Annotated in this window: 27 protein-coding genes; 15 read left to right on the forward strand and 12 right to left on the reverse strand. The window is 64.1% G+C overall.

The window, feature by feature from the left end:
* The first annotated feature begins 20 nt into the window (after window positions 1-20).
* The 7 genes from CXQ88_RS09790 to CXQ88_RS09820 all read left to right on the forward strand — a co-directional run bounded on the left by CXQ88_RS09790 (window position 21) and on the right by CXQ88_RS09820 (window position 9,039).
* A complete protein-coding gene (locus CXQ88_RS09790; RefSeq protein WP_104043975.1) occupies window positions 21-2,027 on the forward strand; it encodes a helix-turn-helix transcriptional regulator in 2,007 nt (668 codons plus the stop codon).
* Window positions 2,028-2,037: 10 nt separating this feature from the next.
* On the forward strand, window positions 2,038-2,385 hold the full coding sequence (locus CXQ88_RS09795) for a hypothetical protein (protein ID WP_104043976.1): 348 nt from the start codon (window positions 2,038-2,040) through the stop codon (window positions 2,383-2,385).
* 32 nt (window positions 2,386-2,417) lie between these two features.
* Window positions 2,418-2,690, forward strand: a complete 273-nt coding sequence (tatA, locus tag CXQ88_RS09800) for a Sec-independent protein translocase subunit TatA (protein WP_104043977.1) — start codon at window positions 2,418-2,420, stop codon at window positions 2,688-2,690.
* A 48-nt stretch (window positions 2,691-2,738) separates the two neighbouring features.
* A complete protein-coding gene (gene tatC / locus CXQ88_RS09805) occupies window positions 2,739-3,533 on the forward strand; it encodes a twin-arginine translocase subunit TatC (protein ID WP_104043978.1) in 795 nt (264 codons plus the stop codon).
* 20 nt (window positions 3,534-3,553) lie between these two features.
* Window positions 3,554-6,493, forward strand: coding sequence for a DEAD/DEAH box helicase (locus tag CXQ88_RS09810; RefSeq protein ID WP_104043979.1), 2,940 nt, complete (start codon window positions 3,554-3,556; stop codon window positions 6,491-6,493).
* A gap of 51 nt (window positions 6,494-6,544) precedes the next feature.
* Entirely contained in the window at window positions 6,545-8,200 is a 1,656-nt protein-coding gene (locus CXQ88_RS09815; protein WP_104043980.1) for an amidohydrolase, read from the forward strand.
* Window positions 8,201-8,295: 95 nt separating this feature from the next.
* Window positions 8,296-9,039, forward strand: coding sequence for a polyprenol monophosphomannose synthase (locus tag CXQ88_RS09820; RefSeq protein ID WP_104043981.1), 744 nt, complete (start codon window positions 8,296-8,298; stop codon window positions 9,037-9,039).
* A 106-nt stretch (window positions 9,040-9,145) separates the two neighbouring features.
* Here the strand turns inward: CXQ88_RS09820 and CXQ88_RS09825 are convergent, their stop codons facing one another.
* From CXQ88_RS09825 to CXQ88_RS09845, 5 genes are all read right to left on the reverse strand, one after another.
* Window positions 9,146-9,493 carry an RNA polymerase-binding protein RbpA gene (locus CXQ88_RS09825; protein WP_013600997.1) on the reverse strand — a complete coding sequence of 116 codons (348 nt, stop codon included), beginning with the start codon at window positions 9,491-9,493 and terminating at the stop codon, window positions 9,146-9,148.
* 246 nt (window positions 9,494-9,739) lie between these two features.
* On the reverse strand, window positions 9,740-10,684 hold the full coding sequence (locus tag CXQ88_RS09830; RefSeq protein WP_104043982.1) for an SPFH domain-containing protein: 945 nt from the start codon (window positions 10,682-10,684) through the stop codon (window positions 9,740-9,742).
* A 33-nt stretch (window positions 10,685-10,717) separates the two neighbouring features.
* Complete coding sequence (locus tag CXQ88_RS09835; protein ID WP_104043983.1) at window positions 10,718-11,182, reverse strand: NfeD family protein; 465 nt, start codon at window positions 11,180-11,182, stop codon at window positions 10,718-10,720.
* Window positions 11,183-11,308: 126 nt separating this feature from the next.
* A complete protein-coding gene (locus tag CXQ88_RS09840; RefSeq protein WP_104043984.1) occupies window positions 11,309-12,220 on the reverse strand; it encodes a methyltransferase domain-containing protein in 912 nt (303 codons plus the stop codon).
* Between the two features lie 57 nt (window positions 12,221-12,277).
* Window positions 12,278-12,958: a peptide deformylase gene (locus CXQ88_RS09845; protein ID WP_104043985.1), complete on the reverse strand. Its 681-nt coding sequence runs from the start codon at window positions 12,956-12,958 to the stop codon at window positions 12,278-12,280.
* Window positions 12,959-13,016: 58 nt separating this feature from the next.
* Between CXQ88_RS09845 and CXQ88_RS09850 the strand changes: the two genes are divergently transcribed.
* A complete protein-coding gene (locus CXQ88_RS09850; RefSeq protein ID WP_104043986.1) occupies window positions 13,017-13,430 on the forward strand; it encodes a nuclear transport factor 2 family protein in 414 nt (137 codons plus the stop codon).
* On the opposite strand, the gene CXQ88_RS09855 is transcribed toward CXQ88_RS09850, so the two are convergent.
* From CXQ88_RS09855 to CXQ88_RS09875, 5 genes are all read right to left on the reverse strand, one after another.
* Window positions 13,418-14,629 (reverse strand): FAD-dependent oxidoreductase, encoded by a 1,212-nt coding sequence (locus tag CXQ88_RS09855; protein WP_104043987.1) that lies wholly within the window; start codon window positions 14,627-14,629, stop codon window positions 13,418-13,420. The genes CXQ88_RS09850 and CXQ88_RS09855 overlap by 13 nt on opposite strands.
* 1 nt (window position 14,630) lies before the next feature.
* Window positions 14,631-15,314, reverse strand: coding sequence for a methyltransferase domain-containing protein (locus CXQ88_RS09860; RefSeq protein ID WP_104044073.1), 684 nt, complete (start codon window positions 15,312-15,314; stop codon window positions 14,631-14,633).
* Window positions 15,315-15,331: 17 nt separating this feature from the next.
* A complete protein-coding gene (locus tag CXQ88_RS09865; protein ID WP_104043988.1) occupies window positions 15,332-16,522 on the reverse strand; it encodes a type III polyketide synthase in 1,191 nt (396 codons plus the stop codon).
* 416 nt (window positions 16,523-16,938) lie between these two features.
* Complete coding sequence (locus tag CXQ88_RS09870; protein ID WP_104043989.1) at window positions 16,939-17,412, reverse strand: VOC family protein; 474 nt, start codon at window positions 17,410-17,412, stop codon at window positions 16,939-16,941.
* A gap of 69 nt (window positions 17,413-17,481) precedes the next feature.
* Window positions 17,482-17,880 (reverse strand): VOC family protein, encoded by a 399-nt coding sequence (locus CXQ88_RS09875; protein WP_104043990.1) that lies wholly within the window; start codon window positions 17,878-17,880, stop codon window positions 17,482-17,484.
* A 101-nt stretch (window positions 17,881-17,981) separates the two neighbouring features.
* On the opposite strand from CXQ88_RS09875, the gene CXQ88_RS09880 reads away from it, so the two are divergent.
* Together CXQ88_RS09880 and CXQ88_RS09885 are read left to right on the forward strand one after the other, a co-directional pair.
* Window positions 17,982-18,383, forward strand: coding sequence for a DUF3054 domain-containing protein (locus CXQ88_RS09880; protein WP_104044074.1), 402 nt, complete (start codon window positions 17,982-17,984; stop codon window positions 18,381-18,383).
* A gap of 117 nt (window positions 18,384-18,500) precedes the next feature.
* Window positions 18,501-18,779: an Lrp/AsnC family transcriptional regulator gene (locus CXQ88_RS09885; protein WP_104043991.1), complete on the forward strand. Its 279-nt coding sequence runs from the start codon at window positions 18,501-18,503 to the stop codon at window positions 18,777-18,779.
* A 10-nt stretch (window positions 18,780-18,789) separates the two neighbouring features.
* Here CXQ88_RS09885 and trpD read toward each other — a convergent pair whose 3' ends face one another.
* Window positions 18,790-19,848, reverse strand: a complete 1,059-nt coding sequence (gene trpD, locus CXQ88_RS09890; protein WP_104043992.1) for an anthranilate phosphoribosyltransferase — start codon at window positions 19,846-19,848, stop codon at window positions 18,790-18,792.
* Window positions 19,849-19,995: 147 nt separating this feature from the next.
* Here trpD and ctaE point away from each other — a divergent pair, with 147 nt between their 5' ends.
* The 4 genes from ctaE to qcrB all read left to right on the forward strand — a co-directional run bounded on the left by ctaE (window position 19,996) and on the right by qcrB (window position 24,333).
* Entirely contained in the window at window positions 19,996-20,634 is a 639-nt protein-coding gene (ctaE, locus tag CXQ88_RS09895) for an aa3-type cytochrome oxidase subunit III (protein ID WP_181037463.1), read from the forward strand.
* A gap of 86 nt (window positions 20,635-20,720) precedes the next feature.
* Window positions 20,721-21,509, forward strand: coding sequence for a cytochrome bc1 complex diheme cytochrome c subunit (gene qcrC / locus CXQ88_RS09900; RefSeq protein WP_104043994.1), 789 nt, complete (start codon window positions 20,721-20,723; stop codon window positions 21,507-21,509).
* Between the two features lie 102 nt (window positions 21,510-21,611).
* Entirely contained in the window at window positions 21,612-22,685 is a 1,074-nt protein-coding gene (qcrA, locus tag CXQ88_RS09905; RefSeq protein ID WP_104043995.1) for a cytochrome bc1 complex Rieske iron-sulfur subunit, read from the forward strand.
* Window positions 22,663-24,333, forward strand: coding sequence for a cytochrome bc1 complex cytochrome b subunit (gene qcrB, locus CXQ88_RS09910; RefSeq protein ID WP_104043996.1), 1,671 nt, complete (start codon window positions 22,663-22,665; stop codon window positions 24,331-24,333). Before qcrA ends, qcrB begins: the two co-directional genes overlap by 23 nt.
* 122 nt (window positions 24,334-24,455) lie before the next feature.
* Here the strand turns inward: qcrB and CXQ88_RS09915 are convergent, their stop codons facing one another.
* Window positions 24,456-25,226, reverse strand: a complete 771-nt coding sequence (locus CXQ88_RS09915) for a GntR family transcriptional regulator (RefSeq protein WP_104043997.1) — start codon at window positions 25,224-25,226, stop codon at window positions 24,456-24,458.
* Between the two features lie 165 nt (window positions 25,227-25,391).
* On the opposite strand from CXQ88_RS09915, the gene CXQ88_RS09920 reads away from it, so the two are divergent.
* Window positions 25,392-25,685: an HPr family phosphocarrier protein gene (locus CXQ88_RS09920; protein WP_104043998.1), complete on the forward strand. Its 294-nt coding sequence runs from the start codon at window positions 25,392-25,394 to the stop codon at window positions 25,683-25,685.
* Window positions 25,686-25,729: the final 44 nt, after the last annotated feature.

Genomic DNA, 25,729 nt, shown 5'->3' on the forward strand with positions numbered 1-25,729 from the left:
AGTTTAGTAACGTAACGAGGGTGTCCGCATCCCGTACTGAACGCCTCCTGAATTTGCTGATCGCCCTGCTCAACACAAGGTACGGCCTGCGCCGCAGTGAGCTGCGCGAAACGATCTACCGCGACACCCCGGGCAATGAGGCATCCTTCGGCCGCATGTTCGAACGGGACAAAAGCGATCTTCGCAAATTCGGGTTCGACGTCGAAACGCTGACCGACCTGGGCTGGAGCGAGGACGATCCCGCCACCACCCGCTACCGAATCGGCAAGGAATCCAACCGCCTGCCGGATGTCCAGCTCGGACCGGAGGAATGGACAGTACTTCTCCTGGCCTCCCAACTCTGGGAGCGCGCAGCGTTAGGCACAGCTGCCCAGAGCGCACTGCGTAAGCTGCAGGCGTCCGGCGCGATGGCCGACGTCCAACTGCCCGCAGGGGTCCAGCCAAGGATCAAACCCGCGGGCCAGGCTTTTGACGACCTGGTTGCAGCGATGCATGCCAAGCACCCCGTCACGTTCACCTACCTTGCCGGCAGCACCGGTACCGAGGAACAACGGACCGTGGAGCCTTGGGGCCTGGGAAGCCGCTTCGGGCACTGGTACCTCGCGGGCTATGACCGGGTCCGGAAGGCACCACGCCATTTCCGGCTCTCCCGCTTCACCAGTGCGGTCACCACCCTTGAACGGGAGCAATTCACGCCTCCGCGCGACTTCAACATCCGGCAGGAACTGAACCGCCTGCCGGAGCTGCCGCTGCGCACCGCCGTCGTGTACGTCCGGGAGGGGCGCCTTGTGGCTTTGCGCCGCCGCGGCGTTGAGGGTGGCAATGCGCTGGACGCTGCCCAGGACAGCACCCCGTACCAGCAACCCGCGGCCGGCTACGAGCCGATCAGCCTGCAGTATCGGGACCCGGAGGTCCTGGCCGAAGAGCTCGCTTCCTACGGCCCTGACGCCCTGGCTGTGGCTCCAGCAGAACTTGCCTACGCCGTCCGCCGCAGGCTTCGCGCCGCAGCAGAGTTCGGCGCGGCCCCCGTTCCCCAATTCCAGTTCGCTGCCGCGCCCGCCCGTCCCGTCCGCGCGCGCACCTCGGAGGACCAGCTCAAGCGGATGCTCCAGCTGGTGCCGTTCCTGGTACACAATCAGGGGCTGCACATCCAGGACGTTGCTGAGCACTTTGGCATCAGCAGGAAGGACCTGGAGGACGATCTGCAGATCCTCATTTGTTCAGGCCTGCCGGAGGGATACCCCGACGACCTTCTGGACATCCAGTGGGAGGACGACCACGTCTACATCACCCAGGACCTGGACCTGACCCAACCCGTCCGCTTCACCGTGGAGGAGGCCTGCGCCCTCCTGACCGGGCTGGAGACTCTGAACGGCCTGCCGGAGATGGCGGAGGGCGGCGCCCTGGAATCAGTAACGCTAAAGCTCCTGGCGGCCGCCGGCGAGGAGGGGTTAGGTGCAGCCTCCCTTGCCGGACCGGAAGTGGCGCCTGCTGATGCCGCAACGCACGCCACAGTACGGCAGGCCATCGGGTCGGGGTCCCAGCTGCGGCTGAGGTACCTGGCTCCGCAGCGGGACAACGTCTCGGAACGCGACGTGGACCCACTGCGCCTCTACTCGCTGGACAACATCTGGTACTTCGAAGCCTACTGCCACTCCGTGGAAGGGCTGAGGAACTTCCGCCTGGACCGCGTTCAGGACATTCACCCGAACGGCCGGCCCGTGCCGCCAGGGACCACGCCCGCCAAGGGGGTTCCGGCAAAACTCTTCACCGCCAAGGACGACGATACGATCGTCACCGTCCAGCTCACCCGGCAGGGGAGGGGGCTGGCGGACGACTACTACGCGGAGCGCACGGCAGAGCTCGACGACGGCGGGCTGGTGGCTGAGATACGGTTCGGCAACACGGCATGGCTTCCGATGTTCGTGGCCCAGCACGGCGGTTCCGCCCGCATCCTGGCGCCCGCGGAGCTTGCCGACGCGGCCCGCACCTGGCTGGCGGCATCGCTGGCCAGGTACGGCGGCTAGACTTCTCAGCATGCCTTGGTGGTCCTGGATCCTGATATGGGTGGCGCTCGTTGCGCTGTCACTGCTCCTCTATGTCCTTTTGGGCATCCGGCTGTTCCGCCAGGTCATGGGCACCCTTAAGGATCTGGGGGCAGCTGGCGAGAAACTGGGACAGTTAGGCCCCATTGAGCAGCCCGCAGCAGACGCGAACCCGCCGAAGCCGCACCCGGGTTCGGCAGTTTTTGCCTCGCCGACCGTCATGCGACATGATTACGAGGCATCCAAGTCGTCCCGACGGGAAGAACGCCGCCTCAAGCGAGTGCAGCGCAAGACCGACCGGGGTCAGCCGCAGGCGCTCGGCGATCTGGACTTCACCTAGAAGTAAAATGTACTTAGACGAAAGGATTTCCCGTGGGAAGACTCTTTGATGGCCCCTGGCCCATCGTAATTATCATCGTTGTTGCTTTGCTTCTTTTTGCCGCGCCCAAACTTCCGGCCATGGCACGCAGCCTCGGCCAGTCCATGCGGATCATCAAATCCGAAGTCAAGGAAATGAAGAACGACGGCAAGACCGACTCCGCTGACGCCTCAGGGCCGGTGGAAGGCACCATCGTCAACCACCCCAAGGCGACGCCCGGCGAGCCGACAGACGGCACTGACGTTCCGCCGTCAAACCGCGCCTGACCCCCAGTGGCACTGTCGCGGGCCCGTAAAGCCAACCCCGAGGGGCGGATGGCTCTTTGGGACCACCTCAAAGAGCTGAAGAACCGGCTGATCAAGTCGGCTATCGGCGTCGTCATTGGCGGCATCGGAGGCTGGATACTTTACAACCCACTGCTGACGGCGCTTAAAGAACCGGTCGACCGGATAGCCCAGCAGACCGGCGGCGTGTCTTCGGTCAACTTTTCGAACATCGGGTCGGCCTTCGACTTCCAGCTTCAGATGTCGTTAGTCATCGGGCTCGTTATCTCCAGCCCGATTTGGATCTACCAGCTGTGGGCCTTCATAACGCCCGGGCTCACGAGCAAGGAGCGCCGTTACACGCTGGGCTACATGGCCGTAGCGGTCCCGCTCTTTCTAGCCGGTATCTGGGCGGGATGGCTCGTGGTGCCCCAGGTGGTCCGGGCCCTGACGCAGTTCACCCCGTCCGGGTTCTCCAACATTATTGACGCCCGCGACTACATCGACTTTGTTACGCGCATGGTCCTCGTCCTCGGGTTTGCCTTCCTGGTCCCCGTGGTCCTGGTAGGCATCAACATGGCCGGGGTTATCTCCGGCCAAACCATCCTCAAGGCCTGGCGCATCACCGTGTTCCTGGTGTTTGTCCTGGCGGCCATCGCTGCCCCGGGTGCTGACGCCATCTCCATGTTTATGCTGGCCGGCCCGCTGCTGGTGCTCTTCTTCGCGGCCATCGGGGTCTGCCTGATGAACGACAAGCGCAGGGCACGACGCCAAGCCAAGCGGATGGCCGAGACCGAGGCCACAGCGGACGTCGCCACCCCGGGCAGTGAGCTGAAGAACCTCTAAGCGCCTATTAGGCTTGGGGTATGTCCTCCAACGACGGTTCGTTCCAGCCCAGGCCATTCCCTACCGGTCCGGACGATCCTGAAGAGCTTTCCCCGGCAGAGAAGTACCGTCTCAGCGCCGAACGCAGGGCGGAGGCAGCCACCTACCTCGGAGCCTTCGCCCGCACCCTCGACTTTGAACTGGATGACTTCCAGCGTCAGTCGTGCCTTTCCCTGCAGGAGGGCAGGGGAGTGCTGGTGGCAGCCCCTACCGGGGCCGGTAAAACCATTGTTGGTGAGTTCGCCATCTACCTGGCGCTCGAACGGGGCCTGAAGGCGTTTTACACCACACCCATCAAGGCGCTGAGCAACCAGAAGTTCACCGAGCTCAGCGACAAATACGGACCCGACAGCGTGGGCCTGCTGACCGGTGACACCAGCATCAACGGTGATGCTCCCGTGGTGGTGATGACCACTGAAGTCCTGCGCAACATGCTTTACGCCGACTCAGCAACCTTGGGCGACCTGGGCTACGTGGTGATGGACGAGGTGCACTACCTTGCCGACCGTTTCCGCGGTGCCGTCTGGGAAGAAGTCATCATCCACCTCCCCAGCGAAGTGCAGGTGGCCTCCCTCAGCGCCACCGTCTCCAATGCTGAAGAGTTCGGCGCGTGGCTTGATACGGTCCGCGGCGACACGGACATCATTGTGTCCGAGCACCGGCCCGTGCCGCTCTGGCAGCACGTCATGGTGGGCCGCCAGATCATGGACCTCTTTGCCGGCGAAACCACCTTCGACGAGATCGCCCCACCGGTGGACTCCGACGAAGCACAGCCGGACTTCAAAAAGGACACCTCCACAAGCCGGGGCTTCGACGTGAACCCCGACCTCCTCACCGTGGCCCGCAGCGAAAGCATGCAGAGCTTCCGTGCGAGGTCCGCCGCCGGCGGTCCCGGCGGCCGCGGCCAGCGCGGCAGGCGTGGCAATGACCGGCCCGGCAGGGGCGGCGACGAACGGGGAGTACGCCCGGCCGGCCGGCCGCAGGTGATCGCAAGCCTTGACCGCATGGACCTCCTCCCGGCCATCACCTTCATCTTCTCCCGGGCCGGTTGTGACGCTGCCGTTGCACAGTGCGTCGGCTCCGGGCTGTGGCTCACCACTGAAAAGGAACAGCGGATTATCGCAGAGCGGGTGGATGAAGCCGGCCGCGACATTCCGCCGGACGACCTGGACGTCCTGGGCTTCTGGACCTGGCGGGATGGCCTGCTCCGCGGTTTTGCGGCGCACCATGCGGGCATGCTGCCCACCTTCAAGGAGGTCGTGGAAAAGCTCTTCGCAGACGGTCTGGTCAAGGCCGTGTTCGCCACGGAGACGCTTGCCCTCGGAGTCAACATGCCGGCGCGCTCGGTCGTGCTCGAAAAGCTGGACAAGTTCAACGGTGAAGCCCATGTGGACATCACTGCGGGGGAGTACACCCAGCTGACCGGCCGCGCCGGACGGCGGGGCATCGACGTCGAAGGCCACGCGGTGGTGCTGTGGCAGCCGGGGACGGATCCGACGGCGGTCGCCGGCCTGGCGTCACGGCGCACCTACCCCTTGAACTCAAGCTTTCGGCCCACCTACAACATGAGCATCAACCTCCTGGCCCAGTTCGGCCGGGCGAGGGCACGCGAGATTCTGGAATCCTCCTTCGCGCAGTTCCAGGCGGACCGCTCGGTGGTGGGCCTGGCCAAGCAGGTCCGCAGCCGCGAGGAATCGCTGGCCGGCTACGCAAAATCGATGACCTGCCACCTCGGGGACTTTACCGAGTACGCCCGGTTGCGCCGGGAGCTGTCCGACGCCGAAAACACGACTTCCCGGACCAAGTCACGCGCCCGGAAGTCACTCAGCGATGACTCGTTGGCACGCCTGCTTCCGGGCGACGTCGTGCATGTCCCGGGCGGACGGGCTCCTGGGCCGGCCATTGTGCTGAGTTCGGACCACAGCAGCCGGGAACCGCGGCCGGCTGTGCTGACGCTGGACAACCAGCTGCGCCGCATCGGCACCGACGACCTCGAAGGCCCCATCGCGCCGGTGACGCGCATCCGCATTCCCAAGTCCTTCAACGCCAAGGTTCCCAAGTCCCGTCGGGACCTCGCATCTTCCGCACGGAACGCGCTGCGGGAGAACCGCCCGCCGGCCCCGGGCAATAACCGGAACAACGACTTCGGCCTCGCCACGTCCCTGCCGAACCAGGAAAAGCGCATCGCGGACCTTCGACGCGCCCTCCGCGCCCACCCGTGCCATGGGTGCAGCGAACGGGAGGACCACGCACGCTGGTCCGAACGCTGGTGGAAGCTCCGGCGGGAGACGGACGGGCTGGTCCGGCAGATCCAGGGCCGCACCAACACCATCGCCAAGACCTTCGACCGGGTTTGCGATGTCCTGTCCTCTTACGGCTACCTGGAACCGACCACGGACGGCAGGCTGATCATCAGCCCGGACGGACAGAAGCTGAGGCGGATCTACGGTGAAAAGGACCTGCTGATTTCGCAGTCCCTCCGGCTGGGCGCCTTTGATGACCTTGACGCCGTGGAAGTCGCAGCCCTCGCCAGCGTCCTGGTGTACCAGGCCAAGCGCGAGGACCGCGGCATGCGGCCGAGGATGCCCAGTGTGTCCCTGGAGACCTCGGTGGACATTGTTGTCCGGGAATGGTCCGCCCTTGAGGATACGGAAGAGGAAAACAAGCTTCCGCTGACCGGCGAGCCCGAGCTGGGCCTGGTGTGGCCAATCTACAAGTGGGCGCGTGGCCGGCACCTGCAGGACGTCCTGAGCGGTACGGACCTCGCAGCGGGGGACTTTGTCCGCTGGGTGAAGCAGGTGGTTGACCTGCTGGACCAACTGGCAAAGATTCCAGGCCTGGACCCCCGCCTCGCACGCCTTTGCTCCGACGCCATAGCGCTGATCCGCCGCGGCGTAGTGGCCTATTCTTCCGTCCTCTGACCCATCGGCTGCTGCTGCCGGCCTTCCTATCTCCAGGAGTTTTGCTTACCTATGCCCCTCCCCGAAGCCCTGCCCGGATCCCGCTCCAAGACCAGCCCGGTGCTTTACCGCAACGGCTCCGTTTACACAGCCGCTGACCCCTTTGCCACTGCCATGCTGGTGGACGGTGACACGGTGGCGTGGGTGGGATCGGAACAGGCAGCGTCTTCCATTGCAGACAGCTCCATGGAGATCATCGACCTCCGCGGTGCCCTGGTTGCCCCCGGCTTCGTGGACTCACACCTGCACCTGACGGAAACCGGTATTGCCTTGGATTCCCTGGCCCTGCAGGACCTGAACTCGGCAAAAGAGCTTTTGGACGCCGTGGCCGCCGCGCCCGGCGACGGCCCGGTCCTTGGCCACGGCTGGGATGACACCACCTGGGCCGACGCCACCTTGCCCAGTGCGGAGGAACTGGACCGGGCTGCAGGAGGCCGCCCTGTCTATCTGTCCCGCGTTGACGTCCACTCAGCCCTGGTCTCGGCGTCCCTGGCAGCCTCGGCCGGCCTCCGCGGGCTTGATGGTTTCGACGGCGGCGCAAGGGTTCGGCGGGCCGCGCACGCGGCAGCCCGGCAGGTAACGCGCCGGCTCCCGGCAGAGGTGCTCCGCCGTCACCAGGGCCGCGCCCTGGCCGAGGCTGCCGCCAACGGCTACGTGGCAGTGGCGGAGATCGGAGCTCCCCACATCGGGGGTGCGGAGGATCTTAGACTGGCGGGAAGCTGGAACAGTGACGGGGGAAATCCCGCTCCTGAAGTATTGCCTTACTGGGGTGAACTGGCGTCATCGGAAGAACACGCCCGCAGCATTCTTGACCAACTGGGCGTCGGCGTCCGGGGCCTGGCAGGAGACCTGAACATCGATGGGTCCGTAGGATCACGGACGGCGGCCCTAAGGTCCGGTTACAGTGACGCCCCGGACGAGTCCGGCAGCTTGTACCTGAGTGTCGAGCAGGCAGCGGCCCATCTTGCAGCCTGTTCACTGGTCGGGATCCAAGGCGGTTTCCACGTCATTGGCGACGCCGGGCTGGACGCCGCACTGGAAGCTTTGGAGCTGGCGGCTGCCGAGGTGGGGGAGCAGAGGATCCGGGCCGCCGGCCACCGGTTTGAGCACGTGGAGATGGTGGACGCAGCAGCCGTTGCAACGCTTGCCCGCTACTCCGTGACGGTTAGTGCCCAGCCTGCGTTTGACGCTGCCTGGGGTGGTCCGGGAGGACTGTACGAGCAGCGGCTGGGGGAGCGAAGCCGGTCCATGAATCCGTTTGCCAGCCTGTACTCTGCCGGGGTTCCGGTCTGCTTTGGCAGCGACAGCCCCGTGACACCGCTGCGCCCCTGGTCCAGCGTCAGGGCTTGCCTGGAGCACCACAAAGAAGATGAGCGGATTTCGGCCCGCGCGGCTTTCCTGGGACACACCCGTGCCGGGTGGCGGGCCGCCAGGTATCCCAATCCCATGGCGGGCCAGCTGGTCCCCGGAGCTCCCGCCAGCTTCGCTGTTTGGGAGGTCGAGGAGCTGATGGTGCAGGTGGCCGACGGCAGGGTGCAGTCGTGGAGCACCGATCCCAGGGCACGGACACCGTTGCTGCCTGCGCTGGACACCGGCTCGGACCCGGTGTGCCTGCAGACCGTAAGGGACGGCTTGGAGCTGCACGCCAACCCTGCCCTGCGTTCCTGACCCCCGCGACCTCCGCCCTATAATGGGTAGCTGCGCCTGCCAGCGATTTCGTTCGTCAGCGGGTGCACCGACCGTTCCCTTCAGGAAGGCCTTCTGTGCGCGTCCTTACCATCATCCCCACCTACAACGAGCTGGAATCGCTGCCCATCACGCTGCAGCGGCTCCGCGCAGCCGTCCCGGCATCGGACGTGCTGGTAGTGGATGACAACAGCCCCGACGGCACGGGCCGGCTCGCAGATGGAATCGCTGCCGAGGACTCCCAAGTGCACGTCCTGCACCGCAAGGGTAAGGAAGGGCTGGGCGCCGCCTACATCGCCGGCTTCAAGTGGGGCCTCGATGCCGGCTACGACGTCCTCGTGGAGATGGACGCGGACGGTTCCCACCAGCCCGAGCAGCTTCCCCAGCTCCTCGAAGCCATCGACCAGGGCGCCGATCTTGCCATGGGTTCCCGCTGGGTCCCCGGCGGAAGCGTCGTCAACTGGCCGCTGTACCGGCAGGCCATCTCGCGGGTGGGAAGCACGTACGCCCGCCTCATGCTGGGCCTGAAGATCAAGGACGTTACCGGCGGCTACCGCGCGTTCCGCCGGACCACCCTGGAAAAGCTCAACCTGGATCAGGTGGACTCGGTCGGCTACGGCTTCCAGGTAGACCTCGCCTGGCGGGTTGCCCGCATGGGCCTGCGGATCGAGGAACGCCCCATCACCTTTGTGGAGCGCGAACTCGGCGCCTCCAAAATGAGCGGCAACATCGTAGTGGAGGCAATGATCAACGTCACCAAGTGGGGACTCCAGGCCCGCTGGAACACCCTTACCCGCAAGAAGTCGCCGGCCCAGCCGTAAAGCGCTTCCGCCGCCAAGACCCGATGGCGCCAAAAGCAAGGGCCGTCTCCCACAGCGTGGGGGACGGCCCTTGTTGCATCTCGACAGTTTTATGCGGAGCGGCTCTTTATGCGGAGCGGCGTTCTCCGCGGCGTTCGCGCAGGATGGTCAGCCGATCCTCAAGGATCTGCTCCAGTTCCGGAAGCGAGCGGCGTTCCAGCAGCATGTCCCAGTGCGTGCGGACAGCTTTGTCGTTGCTGGTGTCCGGGCGTTCGCCGTCGACCAGGAGCGCTTCCTTGCCGGTCTTGGAAACCCAGACCGGGGGAATCTCGGCCTCGGAGGAGAACGTAACAAAGACCTGCTCGCCGTCCTCGCACCGGTACTCGACGCGCTGGCGCGGAGCCGGCTCGACTCCGGACTCGGTCTCCATGCTCTGCGCACCAAGGCGCATGCCCCGCAGGCTGCGATCGCTCATGTTTTCTCCCTCTGGTCGGTTCGCGGAGTAAAACCCCGCGCTAGCCGGTGGCTAAGAAGCACCTCCGGACTACTGTGTGCTCAGTGCTGCATCGTAAGATTCAACGCGTTGCGAAGCTCGCTTGTTCCAACGGATTGCTCCTGCCGGACAAATACCCAATTATACGGGTGTCATGCCTCCCCGGCCAAAATCGAGGGGATCCGCAGCAGCTGCGGATCCCCTCGATGTGCCTTTCCCGGCCTCGAACTAAGGCTCGGAGGTTTTGGCTCCCACTTCGTCGAACAACCCCGCCACAGCAGAATCAGGGTTTGTTCCGCCGAGAGCGTTGCCAATCCCCTTCAGAGCTTCGCCGACTTCGCTCGGAATGATCCAGAGCTTGTTGGAGGAACCCTCTGCGAGCTTCGGAAGGGTCTGCAGGTATTGGTATGCCAGTAGTTTCTGGTCCGGGTTGCCCTTGTGGATGGCGTCGAAGACCTTCTGGATGGCCTGCGCCTCGCCGTCGGCGCGGAGGATGGCAGCTTTGGCGTCGCCTTCCGCCGCCAGGATGGACGCCTGCCGCTGGCCTTCGGCGGTCAGGATGGCTGACTGCTTGGTGCCTTCGGCAGTAAGGATGGCGGCACGGCGGTCACGCTCTGCGCGCATCTGCTTTTCCATGGAGTCCTGGATGGAGTGGGGCGGGTCGATGGCCTTGAGTTCCACCCGGGAGACACGGATGCCCCAGCGGCCGGTGGCCTCGTCCAGGACTCCGCGCAGCTGGCCGTTGATCTGGTCGCGGGAGGTGAGTGCTTCTTCGAGGTTCAGGCCGCCCACAACGTTGCGCAGCGTGGTGGTGGTCAGCTGTTCGACTGCCTGGATGTAGTTGGCGATCTCGTAGGTGGCGGCCCTCGGGTCCGTGACCTGGAAGTACACAACGGTGTCGATGGAGACCACCAGGTTGTCCTCGGTGATCACCGGCTGCGGAGGGAACGAGACCACCTGTTCGCGGAGATCCAGCAACGGCAGGAGCCGGTCCACGAACGGAATCAGAATGGTCAGCCCTGGATTCAGCGTCCGCTGGTACTTGCCCAGCCGTTCCACCACGCCTGCACGGGCTTGTGGAATGATCCGCACGGACCGGACCAGAACGATTATCACAAACACGATCAGGACCACCAGCACAATGGCCAATGCAGTTCCTCCTGCGTTATCCATACATCTCCTTGTTCCCCATTTGTTCAGGCTGTATCAGGACTGGCTTGCTGCTTCCGGCGGCGCTGTTACCACTGCGGTGGCCCCGTCGATGGCGGAAACCACTACTCTTTGGCCGGCGGGAAGGACGCCCCCGGCAGAACGGGCCGTCCAGATGTCGCCGCCGATCTTGACCAGGCCGCCGTCGGACGTCACCGGCTCCATCACCACGGCCTGCTCACCGATGAGCCGGTCCACGTTGGTGCGCTGCTCGGACGGCCCGTTCTTTAGATGGGCCAGGGCCACTGGCCGGACGAAGGCGATCATGAGCAGGGACACCACGCAGAAGACCACGATCTGCAGCCAAAGGTCGGCGCCAGCGAAGTCCGCTACCAGTGCAGCCAGGGTTCCTCCGCCGAGCATGATGAAAAACAGGTCAAGCGTGATCATCTCGATCACTGCAAACGCCAGGAAGGCGGTGAGCCACAACGCCCACCAGTTTTCCCCGAGCCATTCGAACAACGTGCTCCCCCTTCGCTACGGGGAGCCGAACGTGCGCACCCGCCAGTAACTGTCCTCCAATCTTAGTGCGGCACCGTCCGCTGTGGGCTGGCTCTCACCGGTCGTGCGGGGATAGTGGCCAAGTCGTTACGTCGCAGCGGGTTTACTGGGCCGGAAGGCAGCGGGTTTACTGGATCGGAAGACCGTCAGCCGGAAGTGCGCTTGGGCCTGAACCGGCTCGGGCTGGCCCGCCAGTCGTTCCGAAAGGTCCTTCCGCCCGAGGTGGTGGCCCGCCGGCCCCATAAAAGCGAGATTTGCCGCTTCCTGCCGGGTCAGTGCCAGCGGAATCTCGACGTCGGTACTTGTTTCTGCGTCGAAATGGCTGCCCATCGCTTCGGCCAGCCGGGTTTCCTTGCCTTCCTCGATGCCAAGCATCCCGGTGACAGCGGCGATGCCAGCGAGGTGACCGGTCCGTGGTGTGACCACCACCAGCCGTCCGGCAGGCCGCAGGACGCGTGCAAATTCCGCGGCATTGCGGGGCGCAAATATAACCGTAATGGCGTCCACCGACTTGTCCGCCAGCGGCAATGGCTGCCAGACATCGGACACCAGGTTCACGGCCTCGGGGTTGAGCCGCGCGGCCCGGCGCAGCGCGAATTTGGAGATATCCAGGCCCACGGCAGCCACCCGGCGGCGGCGCTGCGCCGCTGCAGCGTCGAGCACCGCCCTCAGGTAGTGTCCGGTTCCCGTTCCGGCGTCCAGGACCGCGCCGCGTTCTTCGGGCAGGCAGGGTACGACGGCGGCTGCCACCGCAGCTGCCAGCGGCCCGAAATGCCCCGCCTCCAAAAAGTCGGAGCGAGCCTGGACCATGTCGGCAGTGTCGGATTCGAAGGCAGTGCCCTTCCCGACCAGCAGGTTGAAGTAGCCCTGGCGCGCGGCGTCATAACTGTGGCCGGAAGGGCAGACGAGCCGGCTCTGACCCATTGGGGCTGCGGCAAGCAGTTCCAACGGCTCCCGGCACACCGGGCACAGCAGCGGAAGGTCGGTGGTGGAGGGCATGGGACCATCCTATGGCTCCCGCATCCGGGTCTTTCCGGCGCAGGGTGCGCTGGAAGGTCAGCCGGCACTGATGCCGGCGGGGCCGGCGTCGAAACCGAGCCCCTGCTTCGCTTTGCTGATGCCTGGCTCGGCCCAGTGGGCTGCGTATTCGGCGTTGCTGGTCAGGGACCTGAGCTGGGCCCGGTCCACGTACAGCACACCGTTCAGGTGGTCGGTTTCATGCTGCACGATCCTGGCCTGCCAGCCGGAAAACTCCCGCTGCACAGCGGCCCCGTCCGGAGTCTGGAACTCAAGAAGCACGTTTTCGTGGCGGGCCACCACGGCCTGAAGCCCGTTGAGTGAAAGGCAGCCTTCATAGAAGGACGCCAAGTCGGGGCCCAGCGGCGTGTAGCGGGGGTTCAGGACGGCGAGGAAGTCCATCGGGCTCCGGTGACGGAGGGCAGCAGCCTCAGGGTCGACGTCGTACTGGTCCTCCATAACGGCCAGCTGCAGCGGTATGCCGAGTTGGGGCGCTGCCAGCCCCACGCCCGGAGCTTCGTGCATCACCTGCCGCATCAGGGTTATCAGTCGCTCGAGCTGGTCGTCCGGCAACTGCCCGTCAAAGGCGGCGGCGCGCTGCCTGAGCGCCGGATGGCCTGCCTGCACAATGGGCGGGAGAGCGCCGGCTGAGAGGATCCCCTCCACGGTTTCGCGGATCCGCTCCGGAGTGCAGGCGGTCTCGGGCAGGCTTTGGTTCATGGGGAAAGCCTAGCGGCCGGGCCGCGGACGGGCCTTCGGCTCGGCTAGTGTCTATGTCGTGCCTGAAGACCCCTCCCTGCAGACCCCGCCGCTGGACCGTGTCCTTGACTTCTTCCGCGTCCTGGAATCGGGCGGGGGAGCGGCAGCCATCAGGCCATTCCTCGCCGATTCGTTCGTCCTGGTGGAAGCCCCGCATCTGCTGGCCCCGGAAGGCTCCACGCGCACGCTGGTTGATGTCCTGGCCGGTGCGGACCAAAGCTGCACAGTAGTGGCGGACCAGAAGTTTGTGGTCCGCCGGACCACCTGTGAGGGCGGACGGGTGGTGGTGGAAGCCGACTGGTCTGCGACGGTGTTGATGGACCTGCGTTACTGGGACCGGGGGGAAGTAATCCGGGCCAGGACGTCGTCAGTATTTGAAGTCAGCAACGGACTGATCGTCAGCCAGGACAGCTACGACTGCTACTTCCGGTAAGCGAGCGGACGGCTCCACAATGGCTGCCTGTCCAGTTCCTGCATGGTGAAACGCCGTGCGACCCAGCGGTTCACCGCCGGAGCGGCAGCAGCGGCGCTCATCCCCAGGTTCCGGAGGTTCAGCAACGGCCGGGGCAGGGGCCGACCCAGCATCATGTTGATTTCGGACTGCCGTTTCGCCATGGCAGCCGCACGTTGCCGCCGCGCCTGGAACTCCTTGACCTGCGCATGTAGGTGGTCAAGGTTTCCGCCCGCCGATGCCGCCCGGATGATCGGGGAGAGGGCCTGGGCATCCAGCCAGCCCAGGTTCATGCCCTGGCCGCCAATGGGACTGATCTCGTGGGCAGCATCGCCGAGTAGGAACACCCGCCCGGCCACCATGGTCCTGGCCACTGTGGAACGGACGCTGAAGGCGCTCACCATGGTGTTGGTGCCGGCGTCCGGGAGGATCCCGGTGCGGGTCCGGACCAGCTGTGCCAACTCATCCGGCCCGGCAGTACCGGCCCGGGTTCCCAGCCGCACCACCCACCGCCTCAATCCGCCGGGCAAGGGAAAGGACTCAACTATTCCGCCTGGTTCAAGGAACAGCACCGCCCGCTCTCCGTAAACCCCGGAGTCCCGGAAGTCGCCCATGAGGTAGTGGTCGGGATAAATTCTCCGGCACACCGGCACGCCTAACAGGCCGCGCATGGGCGACCGGGCGCCGTCGGCCGCCACCACGAGGGACGCCGTCAAGGAAGCCATTCCTCCCGGCGTGTCCCCGGCATGTTCGGCGACAATGGTGACTGACCCGCCGTCGTCCTTCACTGCGGTGGCCCGCACGCCCCTGACCAGGGCGCCGCTGTCCAGGAGGCGGACCCGCTCTTCCAGCAGCTGTTCGGTCCTGAACTGGGGCAGGGCCAGCACGAACGGATATGTGTCCGAAGCCGGGGCAAATGGCATGATGCCTACGGTTTTTCCGCCGCTGACCGCTAAACCTTCGCGGATTTTTACCCCATCTCTAACCGCAGAGGACGCAATGCCTACTTGCTGCAGAGCCTCAAGGGCAGGTGGATGGATGCCGATCGCCCGGGAATGCCGGTTAATGGCCTGTCTCTGTTCAAGAACCTTGACGCTGACGCCGTCCTGAAGCAGCAGGGCTGCCAGGTAGAGGCCCACCGGGCCCCCACCGATGATCAGAACGTCCGTTGCTGCTGCCATGTCAGGTCCTGCGCAGGGCCAGCACCTGATGGAAGGTGGTGGTGGCTTCGACGTGCCAGCCCGGGGGAGCGAGGACGGTCAATTCGGACGGCGTGTAGCTCCTGCGGATGGACGTCAGTCCGTCCACCCGGATGTAGGAATGGGGAAATGGCAGGGCTGCGGCTGCGAAGAGCGCGTACGCGGCGGGGCTGCGCCTCAGGTCGTTGTGCAGCACTTTCCTGGTGGAAAGGACTAGCGAGTCGGCGAGCAACTGCTGGAGTTCGTCCGCCGAGAGGTGGTGCAGGACGTGGTTTGAAATGACGAAGTCGTAGCGAGCGCCCTCCCGGACAAGATCGGCGCTGTGCGCCTGCCGGAACTCGACACCAGGTATGGGCAGGCGTCCCCGCGCGTAGGCGGTCGCCCGTGCATCAGGGTCTATGCCGGTGATCCGGAGCGGAAGTCCGTCACGGCGGGCCCAGCGCGCCAGCAGCTGCGCAAGGTCGCCCCCACCGGAGCCGATGTCCAACAGCGTGACTGGAGTATTATTCACGGCCAGGGACGGACGAAGCTCCCGCACGTAGAGCCTCCGCCACCCGGACAGTGCGCGGTTGATCACTCCGAACTGGCGGTAGGTGTTCTGCAGGCGCCGGGCGTCGCAGTCCGGGGCGTCCATCAGTTCCGCGGCGTCGACAGCGCGCTTCCGCATCAGCAGGTCCAAGGGGCTCAGGCTACGGGTACTTCTGCCGCGGCGCGTCCGGGCGCCTGACCCATTTCTGCGGCCACAGCCTGGCGCAGTTTGGTGAACAGCGCAGTCTCCACCGTAAGTCCCGGGCCGAAGGCCATGGAGCAGATGCGTTCGTCCCCGTCCTCCGGGTCCTGTTCCAGGATGTGTTTGAGGACAAACAGCACTGTGGCGCTGCTCATGTTTCCGTAGTTGCGCAGGGTCTCGCGCGCCGGAACCAATTGCTCGTCCGTGAGGCCCAGCCGGGACTGGACTTTGTCCAGAATGCTCCGGCCACCGGGGTGGATGGCCCAGTGCCGGATCGACGTATAGGGGAGTGCCTCCAGTTCCGGGTCCCGGGCAAGGAGGGGCTGCAGGGCGCCCACGATGTGGTCATCAATAATGTGCGGCACATAATTCCCCAGGATCATTTCGAATCCGTGGTCGCCGATGTTCCACGCCATCGCATCCTCACCGACCGGTGTGAGCACGGTTTCGAAGTGGTCAAGCTGGAGCAGCGACTTTTCCTCCGACCCGCTGCGTGCAGTGACGACGGCGGCCGCCGCACCATCGGCGAAAAGGGCTGAGCCCATGATGGTGTCCGGATCGTTTGAGGTGCGGACGTGCAGCGAGCACAGCTCGGCGCACACCACAAGGACAACGGCCTGCGGGTCAGCCTCGCAGAACAGTTTTGCGGCCCGGAGTGCGGGGAACGCTGCATAGCAGCCCATGAATCCCAGGTGGTAGCGCTGGACGGAAGGATCCAGGCCCAGCTCCCGGACGATTTTGTAGTCGGGGCCGGGGTTAAAAAAGCCGGTGCAGGACACGGTCACGAGATGAGTTATGTCAAGTAAATCCAGTTCCGGGGCGGCGTTGACCGCGGCACGGGCGGCTTCAACAAAGAGTTTTGTCGCCTCGCGGCCGAAGACGTCGTTGCGGACCTTCGTGCTGGGATTCAGCAGCAAGCCGGTTGCAGGATCGAAGAACTGCGGATCGTCGGAGCGGAAATCCGTTGTGAGTTCGTCCACGGCGGTGAAGCGCGTGTCAATGGCAGCAGAATCGAAACAGGTATTGACCAGCCGTGAGCCGAGCCTCGTCAAACCTGGCTGGGCCGCAAACACGTCACGGGCTTCTGTCTGGATCAGTATCGTTTTCGGAACTGCAGTTTCTAGTGATCGCACATAGACCGTCATTGACTCATTCTTAACGAGCGCCCGGAATAAGACAATGACCTGCGGATTCATGGATTTCGGCTGAAGCCGCAGGGGCGCCGATTACTTGCTTGCCAGTGGGCACGTTCCGGCCCCTCCCGGGCCCACTCCCAAACGCCGATAATCTACATTATGTCAAGTAAAGTCGAAGGGGCCCTCCCCGCGGGTCAGCGACGCGGCCCGATCCCAGCGCCCACAACAGCGCCAACGCCCAGTCCCAGGGCGAAACCAAAAAAGGGACTGTCGAAGACAGCAAGGCCCAAAGTGATTCCGATTGCGGCACCCACGAGGCAGCAAATCCAAAGCGGTTTATTCATCGGACCCGATGCTACCGCCAGGACGTCCGGGAGCAGCGCCCGGACCGGAGCGAATATTCAGACACGAGCACTGCGCCGACGTCAGCCGTCGTACGCCTTCTGCAGCTCTCCGATGTCCAGCTTTCGCATTCCCAGCATCGCCTGCATCGCCCGTTGCGAACCTTGCGGATCAGGCCCAGCAATCAGGGAACTCAGTACAGACGGAACGATCTGCCAGGACACTCCGAAGCGGTCCTTGAGCCAGCCGCACATGCTTTCACTGCCGCCGTCGGTCAGTGCTGTCCAGTAGCGGTCCACAGCGTCCTGGTCCTCGCAATCAACCACAAACGAAACGGCCTCAGTGAAACTGGAACCCCTCGCACCATTCAGCGCCGTGAAACCGCGGCCCTCCAACTCGAACTCGACGGCGATCGCCTGGCCTGCCGGACCGGGCGCATCTTCGCCAAAGCGAGAAACGTTCAGTATCTTCGAATCATCAAACACCGTGGTGTAGAACTGTGCGGCCTCTTCCGCCTGGTTCTCGAACCAGAGGCATGTCCCGATGGTGCGTGCCATAGTGCTCCCTTCCGGCTTGAGCCTAGTGCTGCAGCCACGGCTGGACAATCGACATCAGGCGCAGGGGTTTCAGGCGCCTGGCCCTCCGGGGGCCGGTTGTCCTGTCGCCAGCTGGCTGACGAGCCCCAGCGTATTGCCCTCGCTGTCCCGGATAAATGCCATCCACTCATCCGTACCTGCCGGACCAAGGCGGCCGTCCGTGTGGCTGTAGATCACATGCGGCGCATCCACCACCTCCACTCCCCTGCCCTGGAGTTCGTCCACGGACGCCCTGACATCGGGAACCTGGAAGTACAGAAGAGCCCGCGGGGCGCCCGGTTCCAGCAGCAGCCGCACGCCCCCAAGATCGAAGAAGACAAGACCGGGCGGATCGAACACCGCAGTGGGTTGCACCGCCAGCAGTTCGGCGTAAAAATCAGACGCCCGTCGGAGATCTTCCGCGTGCTGGGCAACCTGGATCAACCGCATGGTTCCGCCTTCCTTTTCCCGGTTTGTCCATCCTGCTCAAACATCAAGGGACGGGCAAGGGGCTGCACCGGCGCCCCCTTCCCATTGCTAGGCTCGAAACCATGACGCCTTCCATTCCGCGGCCCCTTCCTGCATCCCCCGGGCGGCACATAGCAGCCGCCGCCATAGCCGACACCGTGCTGATCCTGGTGTTCGCCGCCGTCGGACGTGATGCCCACCAGCGCGGCGACGTGGTTACCGGCGTCCTGCAGACCGCCTGGCCCTTTCTGGCCGGGGCAGCGCTTGGATGGCTTGCTGCAAGGGCATGGCGGAACCCGCTGTCCGTCAGCCGGACCGGGCTGGCGGTATGGCTTGGAGCCCTGGCGGGTGGCATGGTGCTCCGGCTACTGACCGGACAGACCGTGGTGCTGCCGTTTATCATCGTGGCATTGCTGAGCCTGGGGCTGCTGCTGGTGGGGTGGCGGCTGGCATGGGCAGGGGTCAGGCGGCTGAGGAGCGCCTGAGAAGTTAGCTTGGGTGGCTGGAGGGCCGGCTGCCAGCGCGCCCGGATGTAATAGGCTGGCAGCACTGAAAAGCTTGCCGGGCCCTGCTACGGCGCAACAGATCCGGAAGGATTTATCGTGATCACCGCATTCGTTCTGATCAAGACCGACGCTGCCCGTATTCCTGAAACGGCTGAGGAGATCTCAGCGATCGAGGGCATTAGCGAGGTGTACTCCGTTACGGGCGAATGGGACCTGATCGCAGTGGCAAGGGTGCCCCGGCATGAGGACCTGGCGGACGTGATTGCGGACCGCCTGTCCAAGGTGCCCGCAGTGGTCCACACAACAACGCACATCGCGTTCCGCGCCTACTCCCAGCACGATCTGGACGCAGCCTTCGCCCTGGGCTTCGAGTAGTAGCCGGGAATCACCGGCGGGTCAGCGACACCCATTTCTCCAGGACCGCTGCGGCAGCGCCCGAACCAATCGATTCGGCTGCACGGCTGAATGCCTTCTGCATGCGGTCGAGGAACGGACCGTCTGCACTGGTGTCGAATGCAACGAGGCCGGCGGCGGCATTTAGGAGGACGGCATCGCGTGCCGCACCTTCCTTGCCCGCGAGAACCTCGCGGACCACGGCGGCGTTGGCCTGCGCATCCCCGCCGCGGAGCTGCTCCACGGTTGCCGGTTTGATCCCAAGGTCCGCCGGCGAGAAGGTCAACTCAGACACAGCGCCGTCGCGGATCTCCCAGACGGTTGAGGGACCCGTGGTGGTCAGTTCGTCGAGCCCATCATTTCCGCGGAACACAAGGCCACGGCTCCCGCGCTGGGCCAGGACACCCGCCACCAGCGGCGCCATCCTGGCGTTGGCAACACCCACTGCGGAGGCCTGGACCTTGGCCGGGTTGGTCAGCGGGCCGAGGAAGTTGAAGGCTGTGGGTATGGCCAGCTCCTTCCGCGGCACGGCGGTGTGGCGGAAGGACGGATGGAACACCTGGGCGAAGCAGAACGTGATTCCTGCCTCCTCCGCGTTGCGCGTCACCTGTTCTATGGACAGGTCAAGGCGAACCCCCAGGGCTTCCAGCACATCTGCCGAACCGGACGACGACGACGCCGCCCGGTTGCCGTGCTTAACCACCTTGGCGCCTGCTCCGGCAGCCACCAGCGCCGCCATGGTGGAGATGTTGACGGTGTTCAATTGGTCACCGCCCGTCCCGACGATGTCCAGCTTCTCACCCGAAATTGAGACTGGATTAGCATGGGCAAGCATGGCATCCACCAGGCCGGAGAGCTCCTCAACGGTTTCTCCCTTGGCCCTAAGGGCAACCAGGAATCCCGCGATCTGGGCGGGCGTCGCTTCCCCGGACATGATGGTGTCCATGGCCCAGGCGGTGCTGTCCGCCGTGAGGTCCTTGCCGTTGATCAATGCCGAGATCAGCCGCGGCCAGGTGTTGCCCGCCGACGCTGCAGATGCCTGTGAAGTCACCTACTGATGCTATCGAGGGTGGCCGGGACTGACCAATGTGAACAGGCGCGGGAACTTTTTGGTGCGATTTCGCGTCTTTGTAGAAAAAGTCCTCCGAAAAGGCGGTTTGCGTTGGGCAGCACGGACTTTTACAGACATAATGTCTATGTGACATCTGCGACCCATGCCCCCAGTTCCCCGGCGCACCCCACGCTGAACCGCCCCAATATGGTTTCCGTTGGAACCGTAGTGTGGCTGTCCAGTGAGTTGATGTTCTTCGCCGGTCTCTTCGCCATGTACTTCACTCTGCGCTCAACGAGCGGTGAGATGTGGGCGGCTGAGACAGCCAAGCTCAACTTCCCCTTTGCGCTCGTCAACACGATCGTCCTCGTGGCAAGTTCGTTTACTTGCCAGATGGGCGTCTTCGCCGCCGAGCGGCTGCAGCCGCGCCGAACCGGAGGGGCCTTCCAGTTCGCCCGCTGGGGCATGAACGAGTGGTTTACCTTGACCTTCCTCATGGGGGCGTTCTTCGTTGCCGGCCAGGCCACGGAATACGCGATGCTGGTTTCCGAGCACGTCTCGCTCTCCTCCAACGCCTACGGTTCCGCCTTCTACATGACGACCGGTTTCCACGGCCTCCACGTGATCGGCGGCCTGGTGGCCTTCCTCCTGATCATGGGCCGTTCCTTTGCCGCGAAGAAGTTCGGGCACTTTGAGGCAACGTCCGCAATTGTCACCTCGTACTACTGGCACTTCGTGGATGTCGTCTGGATCGGCCTCTTCCTGGTCATCTACGTACTCAAGTAGCCAGCTTTGATTCTTTTTCTACAAGAGGCAGAATTTCAGGTAGCGGCTCCAGGAGCCGGCGCAGGATCGAATAAAGGAACCACCACGTGAAGGCACTCTCGCAAAAGCGGCGTCACCCACTGGCAGCAATCGCGCTGCTTCTGATGGGGCTCCTCATCACTGGTGGGCTGTACGCCGTGGCCACCACCGTCAACGAGGCCAAGGCTTCCACCACCACCTTCAGCGCAACTGACGCAGAGGAGGGCGGCAAGCTCTTCGCCGCCAACTGCGCCACCTGCCATGGCATGGGTGCCAGCGGTTCCAAGGATGGCCCCTCCCTGGTCGGCGTGGGCGCCGCAGCTGTTGATTTCCAGGTGGGAACCGGCCGCATGCCGATGCAGATGAACGGCCCCCAGGCCCTGGAGAAGCCCGCTCAATTCAATGACGAACAGACCCACCAGCTTGCAGCATATGTTGCTTCGCTGGGTGCCGGCCCGGCGATCCCTGAGGAAAGCCTGCTCGACGAAAAGGGCGACGCAGCCGCCGGTGGCGAACTCTTCCGCACCAACTGCGCCATGTGCCACAACGCTGCTGCCGCGGGCGGCGCGCTGACCCGGGGCAAGTTCGCCCCCGCCTTGGCAGACACATCCGGCAAGCACATCTACGAGGCCATGGCCACCGGTCCGCAGAACATGCCGGTTTTCAGCGACTCCAACATCACGCCTGAAGGCAAGCGCGACATCATTACCTTCCTGAAGCAGATCGAAAGCAGCGGCTCCCCCGGCGGCGCCGACCTGGGTTCACTCGGCCCCGTGGCCGAGGGCCTGTTCGTCTGGATCGCAGGCCTCGGCGTCATCATCGCTTTCACCATCTGGCTGACCTCGCGGACGTCCTAGGACCTCCGCGGACCACTGCACAAACTTCTGCTGATCCGTCAGCAGTTTGATATTAGAAACTAACCCGGCACCCGCCGGGACGAGAGAAGGATGAGGCGAATTATGGGCAACCATAGTGACGGCAGTCCGAGCCACTCGGGCACCGTAGCTACGGCTGGTCAGAATGAGGTGGAGAAGTTCCAGGACCCTGGAATTCCTCCGCACCGTTTGCGCCTGGCTGACACGGACCCGAAGGCCGCCAAGCGGGCAGAACGGCAGGTCGCCTTACTATTTGGCATCTCTGTTGTTGGAACCCTGATCTTCCTGGTGGCGTACTTTGCCATTGATCTGGGCGGTGCAGATTCAACCATTGCCAACATCCGGCTCCAGAACATGCTGCTGGGCCTTGGCACGGCATTCGCAATGCTCGGCATCGGTACCGGCATCGTCCACTGGGCCAAGGCCCTGATGCCGGACCATGAAGTCTCCGAAGAACGCCACGCGATCCGCTACGAAGAGGACCGCCAGGCGGCAGTCCGGATCGTTGACGACATCGTTGAAGAGACGGGAATCAAGCGCCGTCCGCTGATCCGGAACACCCTTCTGGGTGCAGTTGCGCTTGCGCCACTGCCGGCAGTTGCCATCTTCGGCGACCTCGGTCCGCGCCCTGACAACAAGCTGTCCCACACCATGTGGGCACCCGCGGAAGGCAAGCTCAAGCGCCTCGCCCGTGACCCTGACGGAACCCCCATCAAGGCCTCGGACGTCACCATCGGTTCTGCATTCCACGTCATCCCGGAAGGCCTGAACGAACTTCACGAAGGCAAGCTCAACGAGAAGGCCAAGGCCGTTGTGCTGCTCATGCGCCTGGATCCGGAATCGCTGAACCCCTCCGCGGGCCGCGAGGACTGGGGCTACAACGGCATTGTTGCCTACTCCAAGATCTGCACCCACGTTGGTTGCCCCGTTGCTCTGTACGAGCAGCAGACGCACCACCTGCTGTGCCCGTGCCACCAGTCCACCTTTGACCTCACGCAAGAGTGCAAGGTGATCTTCGGCCCCGCCAGCCGTCCTCTCCCCCAGCTGCCCATCGCAGTTGATGACGAGGGCTACCTGGTCGCCACCAGCGACTTCAAAGAACCTGTAGGACCAAGTTACTGGGAGCGTGATATGCATGAGCGCAGCATCAACAGCTGAGCCCGCTTTCGTCGCCAAGACCAAGACAGGCCGGGTCACCGACTTCGTCGATGCCCGTGTTGGCGGTTCCGGAATCCTCCGCGAATTCGGCCGCAAGGTCTTCCCGGACCACTGGTCCTTTATGTTCGGCGAAGTGGCACTGTACTCCTTTGTCATCCTGCTCCTGTCCGGTACGTTCCTGACGTTCTTCTTTGATCCGTCCATGGCGGAGACCCACTACGACGGCTCCTATGTTCCGCTCAAGGGCGTTGAAATGTCCGTGGCGTACAGCTCGTCACTGGACATCTCCTTCGACGTCCGCGGCGGCCTGTTTATGCGCCAGGTCCACCACTGGGCGGCCCTGCTGTTCGTGGCTTCCATCGCCGTGCACATGCTAAGGGTCTTCTTCACCGGAGCCTTCCGCAGGCCGCGCGAAATGAACTGGGTTGTGGGCAGCGTCCTGCTGATCCTGGCGATGGCCGCCGGCTTCACCGGCTACTCCCTCCCCGATGACCTGCTCTCCGGCAACGGCCTGCGCATCATCGACGGTGTAATCAAGTCGATTCCGATCGTCGGCACGTACATCTCGTTCTTCCTCTTTGGCGGAGAGTTCCCGGGCACTGCCATCATCGGCCGCCTGTACATGCTGCACATCCTGCTGGTGCCGGCACTGATCCTGCTGATGATCGTCCTGCACCTCTTTATGGTGGTCGTGCACAAGCACACCCAGTACCCCGGCCCCGGCCGCAACGACAACAACGTGGTCGGCTACCCTTTGGGCCCCGTCTACGCCGCCAAGGCCGGTGGATTCTTCTTCATCGTCTTCGGTGTACTGGCACTGATGGCCGGTTTCTTCACGATCAACCCGATTTGGAACTATGGTCCTTACGACCCCTCCCCCGTGTCCGCCGGAACCCAGCCTGACTGGTACATCGGTTTTGTTGACGGCGCGCTGCGCCTGATGCCGGGCGTCATTGGAGACTTCCACTTCGAGTACGTGATCTTCGGCTACACCCTTACCCTGAACGTCCTGCTCCCGGCCCTGGTGCCGGCCGGCATCCTGTTCACCGTGATGTTTATGTACCCGTGGATTGAACGCTGGATCACCAAGGACGACCGTGAGCACCACGTCCTGGACCGTCCCCGCAACGCCCCGACGCGCACAGCCATTGGTATGGCCGGATTCGTTTGGTACTGCGTGATGTGGGCTGCTGCAGGCTCCGACCTCATCGCCACCCACTTCGGCGTTTCGCTCAATGACGTCACGTACTGGCTGCGCGCCTTGTTCTTCATTGGCCCGATCATTGCCTTCATCGTCACCAAGCGGGTGGCCCTGGCCCTTCAACGCAAGGACCGGGAAATCGCCCTCCACGGCCGCGAGACCGGACGCATTGTCCGCCTCCCGCACGGGGAGTTCATCGAGGTGCACGCACCGCTGGACGAGTACAAGCGCTACAAGCTGGTGGGCTTCGAGTCACCGAACGTTCTTCCGGCTGTGCCGAACGAGCACGGTGTAGTGACCCGCAAGGAGAAGCGCCGCGCGTTCCTCTCCAAGTGGTTCTTCGAGGACCGCGTTGCCCCGGCTACCCCTGCCGAGCTGGAAGCCGCCCACGGTCACGGCCACGCGGCAGTGGAAGCTCCTGAGGCTGCGAAGAGCCTGAGTCACTAGGCACAACGCTTCGTTCGAACACGGAAGGACCGGTCCAAAAGGACCGGGCCTTCCGTGTTCCCGCTCCCACGGCGGGGGCTGTTGTGGCGCGGGAGGGCCTTACGATCCCTGCAAAGCGGTGCTCAGTGGCTACGGGACCGCCGCGCACCCGGGCGCTGCAACGGGACCCACAACTTGTACCGGTCGGCACGGTAATAGGAGACGGAATAGTCCACCATTGTCCGTGCAACAAATGCGTGGCGCTGGATCTTAAGCAACGGTGATCCGACTTCCACGTTGAGCAGCCGTGCCGTGGACGGCGAAGCTGCGGTCGCCTCGATCATGTCCTCCCCCCACTCCATCACCAGGCCGTACTGCTCGCTTAGCACGTTGTACAGCGAGGTGGGCGGCTCGCCGTCCAGCAGGCCGGGAACACGGTGGGCAGGAATGAAGTTCTCGTCCACGCTCATGGGCTCGCCGTCAGCCAAGAGCAGCCGCCGGAAGCGGACCAGAGGCGTTCCCTCGTCCAGTTGGAGCTCCCGGGCCAGGAAAGCGCTGGCGCCGATCTGTTCGAAGCTGAGAACTTTCGCCGCAGGAACCATGCCGCGGCGCTGCATCTCCTCGCTGTATGACGTCAGCTTCACCTGCAGGTCCAGCTTTGGCCGGCGCACAAAAGTGCCAAGGCCCACTACGCGCTCAATGACTTCTTCACCCACCAGCGCATCGATCGCCTGCCGCACGGTCATCCGCGCCAGGCCAAAGCGCTCGGCGAGGTCACGCTCGGAAGGCAGCGCAGAACCCGGCCGGCATGATTCGGCAATGTAGGTGCGGAGGATCTCCCGCAGCTGGACGTAAATCGCAGTTCCGCTGGTACGGTCGATTTCGCCGGTTATGGCCCCGGCGCTACCTGCCATGGCTTGTCTCCCCTGGGTTCAAGTTCACCTTGCCATTTTAGGGCAGGTCTAGACCACCGTCTGCCAGAGGCGGTGCCCATTCGGGGAACCGGCATTCAGCCCGCTATATTGGACAGGAAAATTTCATCACCCGACGGATGGGGCCGTCATAAAGAAGGAGTCCCGTTGCCTACATACAAGGCCGTGGTCGCAGCCCCTATCGGGCTGCATGCACGCCCGGCAGCAGTATTCGTCAGGGCGGTTACTGATACCGGGCTTCCCGTGACCATCACCAAACCGGGCACCTGTGGAGTGGATGCCCGTTCGCTTCTTCAAGTGATGACGGCTGACTTTCATCATGGCTGCGAAGTGGAACTGGGCATCGAGGATTCGGTGCTTAGCGGCGCCCTGAGTGAGGCCAAGGCAGAGAAGGCCCTCCGGGCCCTCGGCGAGCTGCTGGAGTCACAGGGGGCCGAATAGGCCCCGTGTGAGGTGCCATTCTGTCTTCGGCCCGTGCCCGGCTG

It is taken from the genome of Arthrobacter sp. ZGTC412, assembly GCF_002929215.1.
Classification (GTDB): domain Bacteria; phylum Actinomycetota; class Actinomycetes; order Actinomycetales; family Micrococcaceae; genus Arthrobacter.